4 protein-coding genes are annotated in these 4,552 nt (G+C 72.4%); all 4 read left to right on the top strand.

The window, feature by feature from the left end; all coding sequences use genetic code 11:
• Positions 1–847, top strand: an 847-nt coding sequence (locus VFM98_RS05730; RefSeq protein WP_325108939.1) for an efflux RND transporter permease subunit, incomplete at its 5' end; no start/stop codon positions are given.
• A 100-nt stretch (positions 848–947) separates the two neighbouring features.
• Positions 948–2,333, top strand: coding sequence for a pitrilysin family protein (locus VFM98_RS05735; protein ID WP_325108940.1), 1,386 nt, complete (start codon positions 948–950; stop codon positions 2,331–2,333).
• Positions 2,334–2,341: 8 nt separating this feature from the next.
• Positions 2,342–3,790: a pitrilysin family protein gene (locus tag VFM98_RS05740; protein ID WP_325108941.1), complete on the top strand. Its 1,449-nt coding sequence runs from the start codon at positions 2,342–2,344 to the stop codon at positions 3,788–3,790.
• Positions 3,791–3,914: 124 nt separating this feature from the next.
• On the top strand, positions 3,915–4,454 hold the full coding sequence (locus VFM98_RS05745; protein ID WP_325108942.1) for an acyloxyacyl hydrolase: 540 nt from the start codon (positions 3,915–3,917) through the stop codon (positions 4,452–4,454).
• Positions 4,455–4,552 lie beyond the last annotated feature (98 nt).

The raw sequence follows: 4,552 nt of genomic DNA on the forward strand, positions 1-4,552 counted from the left end.
CCTGGCGATGCTGGTCACGCAGACCCAGCTCTCGCTGATGGCGATCATCGCCATCCTGATGCTGATCGGCATCGTGAAGAAGAACGCGATCCTGATGGTGGACTTCGCCCTGGTCGGCGAGCGCGAGCGCGGGCTGAGCCCGCCGGAGGCGATCCGCGAGGCGGCACTGGTGCGCTTCCGCCCGATCACCATGACCACGCTGGTGGCGCTGGGCGCGGCCTTGCCGCTGGCGATCGGCTTCGGCATCGGCGCGGAGATGCGCCAACCGTTGGGGATCGCCATCGTCGGTGGCCTGCTGGTGTCGCAGCTGCTGACCCTGCTCAGCACGCCGGCGATCTACCTGTTCGACCACGACCGGCTGGCCCGCCACGCGCAGGGCCTGATGCCGAACCGGCTCAAGTGGTGGGCGATCGGCAGCGTGGCGCTGGGCACCGTGCAGGTGCTTGGTGGCCTGGCGGTGGCGGTGATCCCGAAGCTGGGCGAGAAAGTGGGCGGCAAGGGGCCGGTGGTGGGCATCGCGATGATGCTGCTTGGTGCCGTGCTGCTCACCTTCGCGATCCGGCTGCTGCGGAAGAAGCGGCGCGCACGCTTCGTGCTTTTCGGCGTGTTCGCCCTCGTGCTGGGTCTTCCGGCGCTGGGCCAGCTGGCGGCGATGGCCGCGGCGCCGGCGGGCGCGCCCGGTGGCAGCGCGGTCGGGCCGGTGCTGATGCTGGGCCTGCTGGGGATGTTCGGCTGGGCCACCTTCAGTGCCCGTACGCGGGCCTATTTCGGTGAGCCGGCGCAGGGCCGGCTGGCGCGCTGGTTCGCCCGCCGCGGGCGGCCCGGGCTGCCGCACCGCACGGCCTGAGCGCGCCGCCGCCGATCGGTCGCGGATGGGCCGAAAGTCACGCCGCCGACCCCGTGGCGGCTTGCTATGGTGCGCGGACCATCCAGGAAGGAGTTCCGCCATGCGCCATCGCCTGCGGGCCATCGTCCGGCTCGCCCCGCTCCTGCTGCTGGCCGCGGGGGCATCCGCCCCGCTGGCCGCTGCCGAGCTCGCCGTGCCACCGATCGATTTCCACCAGCGCACCCTGGCCAACGGCCTGGAGGTGATCAGCGTGGAAGACCACGCCAGCCCCACCGTCACCGTGCAGATGTGGTACCACGTCGGCTCCAAGGACGATCCGGCCGGCCGCTCCGGCTTTGCCCACCTGTTCGAGCACCTGATGTTCAAGAGCACGGCGCACATGCACGCCGAGCAGATGGACCGGCTCACCGAGGACGTCGGCGGCGCCAACAACGCCTCCACCGGCGGCGACATCACCAACTACTACGAGATCGTGCCGGCCAACCACCTGCGCACCCTGCTGTGGGCCGAGGCCGAGCGGCTGTCCAACCTCAACGTCGACCAGAAGAACTTCGCCTCCGAGCGCGCCGTGGTGGAGGAGGAATATCGCCAGAGCGTGCTGGCCAACCCCTACGGCAAGCTGTTCAACGCGATCGACCCGCACTCGTACGCGGTGCACCCGTACCAGCGCCCGACCATCGGCAACATCGAGAACCTGGAGGCCGCGTCGCTGGACGACGTGATCGCCTTCCACAAGACCTACTACCGGCCGGACAACGCCACGCTGATCGTCGCCGGTGACTTCGATCCGAAGCAGCTCGACGCCTGGGTCGACGCGTATTTCGGCTGGATCCCCCGGCCCGCCACACCGGTGCCGCAGGTGACCGCGGTGGAACCGGCGCGCACCGCCGACAAGCGCTACACCGAGACCAGCGCCACCGCACCGCTGCCGGCGATCGCGATGACCTGGCTGCTGCCGCCGGCGCCGTCGCCGGACACCATCGCGTTGCAGGTGGCCGCGGCGCTGCTGTCGCAGGGCGACTCCTCGCGGCTCTACCAGGCGCTGGTGTACCGCACGCAGATCGCCCAGCAGGCCGGCGCCGACGTGGACGCGCGCGTCGGCCCCGGGCTGTTCACCGCCTACGCGATCCTCGCCAGCGGGCACCAGCCGGCCGAAGCGGAGAAGGTGCTGCGTGACGAGATCGCGCGACTGGCCACGCAGCCGATCCCGGCCGACGAGCTGGCCAAGGTGAAGACCCAGCTGCTGACCCGCGAACTGGAGCAGCGCCAGACCCCGATGGGGCTGGCCTTCGCGCTGGGCCAGGCGACGCTGACCGAGGGCGATCCGGCCCGCGTCAACACCGACCTGGCCGCGCTGCAGCGGGTGAGCGCCGAGGATGTGCAGCGCGTGCTGCGCCGCTACGTCACCGGCGCGCACAGCGTCACCATCGACTACCTGCCGCAGGCCCAGGCCCCCGCGGCGACCGGCCAGGGAGCGACGAAATGAACCGCACGATGCACCGTTTGACCCTGGCCGCGCTGATCGCTGCCGCCTGCGCCGCCCCGGCCGGGGCCGCCGACTTCCCGACCACCCCGCCGCCGCCCGGGCCCGCCCCGGCGCTGCACATCCCCACCCCGGTGCGCCAGACCCTGGCCAACGGGCTGGAGGTGGTCAGCGTGCGGCGCGCCGGCCTGCCGCTGGTCACCGCGCGCCTGCTGATCCGCCGCGGCGGCGAGATGGACCCGCCCGGCCGCGCCGGGCTGGCCAGCCTCACCGCCGGCCTGCTGACCAAGGGCGCGGCCGGGCGCAGCGCGCCGGAGCTGGCGGCGGCAGCCGAGGCACTGGGCGGCTCGCTGGACGCCTTCGGCGGCTGGGACGAGAGCGGCGTGGGCATCACCGTCACCACGCCGAAGCTGGACGACGCGCTCGGCCTGCTCGCCGACGTGGTGCGTCGGCCCACGCTGGCGCAGGACGAGCTGGACCGCGCGCGGACGCAGGCACTGGACGATCTGCAGCTGACCCTGAGCCGGCCCACCGCACTGGCCTCGCTGGCCGCCTCGCGCGCGGTGTTCGGCGACGGCGCCTACGGCCACTCGCGCGGCGGCACGCCGGCGTCGCTCAAGCAGGTCACCCGTGCCGACGTGCAGCAGCTGCACCGGGCACTGTACCGCCCGGACAACGCCGTGCTGGTGCTCACCGGCGACGTCACGCCCGCCCAGGCGCTTGCGCTGGCGCAGGCACGCTTCGGCGACTGGACACGGCCGGCCGCGCCGCTGCCCGCCGCGCCCGCGGCACGTGGCCACGGCGACCTGCCCGCGGTGCTGGTGATCGACCAGCCCGGCGGTGGCCAGGCCGGCGTGGTGGCCGCGCATGCCGCGCCGAGCCGGCGCGACGCCGGCTACTACGTCGGCACCGTCGCCAACGCGGTGCTGGGCGGCTCGTACTCGGCGCGGCTCAACGAAGAGATCCGCATCAAGCGCGGCCTGTCCTACGGCGCCAGCAGCAGCTTCGACCCGCGCCGCGACGGCGGCCTGTGGCTGGCCTCGGCACAGACCAAGAACCCATCGGCGATCCAGGTGGTGGGGCTGATGCAGGGCGAATTCGACCGCCTCGGCAGCACCCCGGTAGCGGCGGACGAACTGGCCGCCCGCAAGGCCACCCTGGTCGGCGCCTACGGGCGCAGCCTGGAAACCACGGCAGGGCTGGCGCGCGAGGTCGGCGAACTGGCGGTGTACGGCGTGGACCTGGCCGAGGTGGGCCATTACGTGTCGGCGGTGGAGGCGGTGACGCCGGCGCAGATCCAGGCCTATGCAGCCAGCCAGCTCGGCCGCGACGGCCGCCACGTGGTGGTGGTCGGCGATGCCGCACAGTTCGGTGCCGAGCTGCGCAAGGCCTATCCGGCCGCCGGCCAGGTCGGCAAGGACGCGCTCGACCTGGACAGCGCCGACCTGCGTCGCCACTGAGGGGTCAGTGTGTCGCCGGCCGAACGCTGCGTTCGGTCGGCGACATGCGGTTTTTCACTGGCGCTGCACGACGCGGTATTAAACTCTCGGGTCCAGAAACATCCCCTTCGCAAGGACCCCTCCCGTGCCATCCCCCTATTCCCGCCAGCGCCGCCTCGCCGGCGCGCTCGCCGCCGTGCTGCTGGGCGCCCCCGCGATCAGCCATGCCGCCACCCGCATCGAGGTGCAGGGCGGCCGCAGCTACATGGATTCCTACGGCACCAACACCGCCTTCGTCGAGGCGGTGTTCGACGCTCACCCGCTCGGCGCCAGCCGCTTCACCTGGGCGCCGGATGTCTCGCTCGGCTGGATCGATGGCCGCGGCATCAGCAAGTACGGCTACGAGCGCTACAACGCGCGCCCCTCGGTGGCGCTGGCCGCCGCCGGTGCCCGCCTGCGCACCACCGACGAGCGTGCCTGGTACCACCCGGTGTTCTTCAGCTTGCAGCTCGCCGGCACCAACCACACCACCCAGGCGCTGTCCTCGCACTACCAGTTCGTGAGCACGCTGGGACTGCAGTTCGAGCACGTGAGCCTGGCGATCCGCCACATCTCCAACGGCGGCCTGCACGACCCCAACCGCGGCGAGACGATGGCGCTGGTCGGGCTCGGTTTCAGCTTCTGAGCGGAGCCGCCCGCACCGGCCCCGGCATCCGCCTCACAGCAGGCGGATGCCGAACGGCCGCACCGCCAGCGCGAACAGGCCGAAGCTCACTACCGTGA

The organism is Ramlibacter sp., assembly GCF_035706265.1.
Taxonomy (GTDB): Bacteria; Pseudomonadota; Gammaproteobacteria; order Burkholderiales; family Burkholderiaceae_C; genus Ramlibacter.

Bases quoted from the DNA above. Each gene is read 5' to 3' on its own strand.
- VFM98_RS05740 (WP_325108941.1), top strand. From the start codon at position 2,342: ATGCACCGTTTGACCCTGGCCGCGCTGATCGCTGCCGCCTGCGCCGCC.
- VFM98_RS05735 (WP_325108940.1), top strand. From the start codon at position 948: ATGCGCCATCGCCTGCGGGCCATCGTCCGGCTCGCCCCGCTCCTGCTG.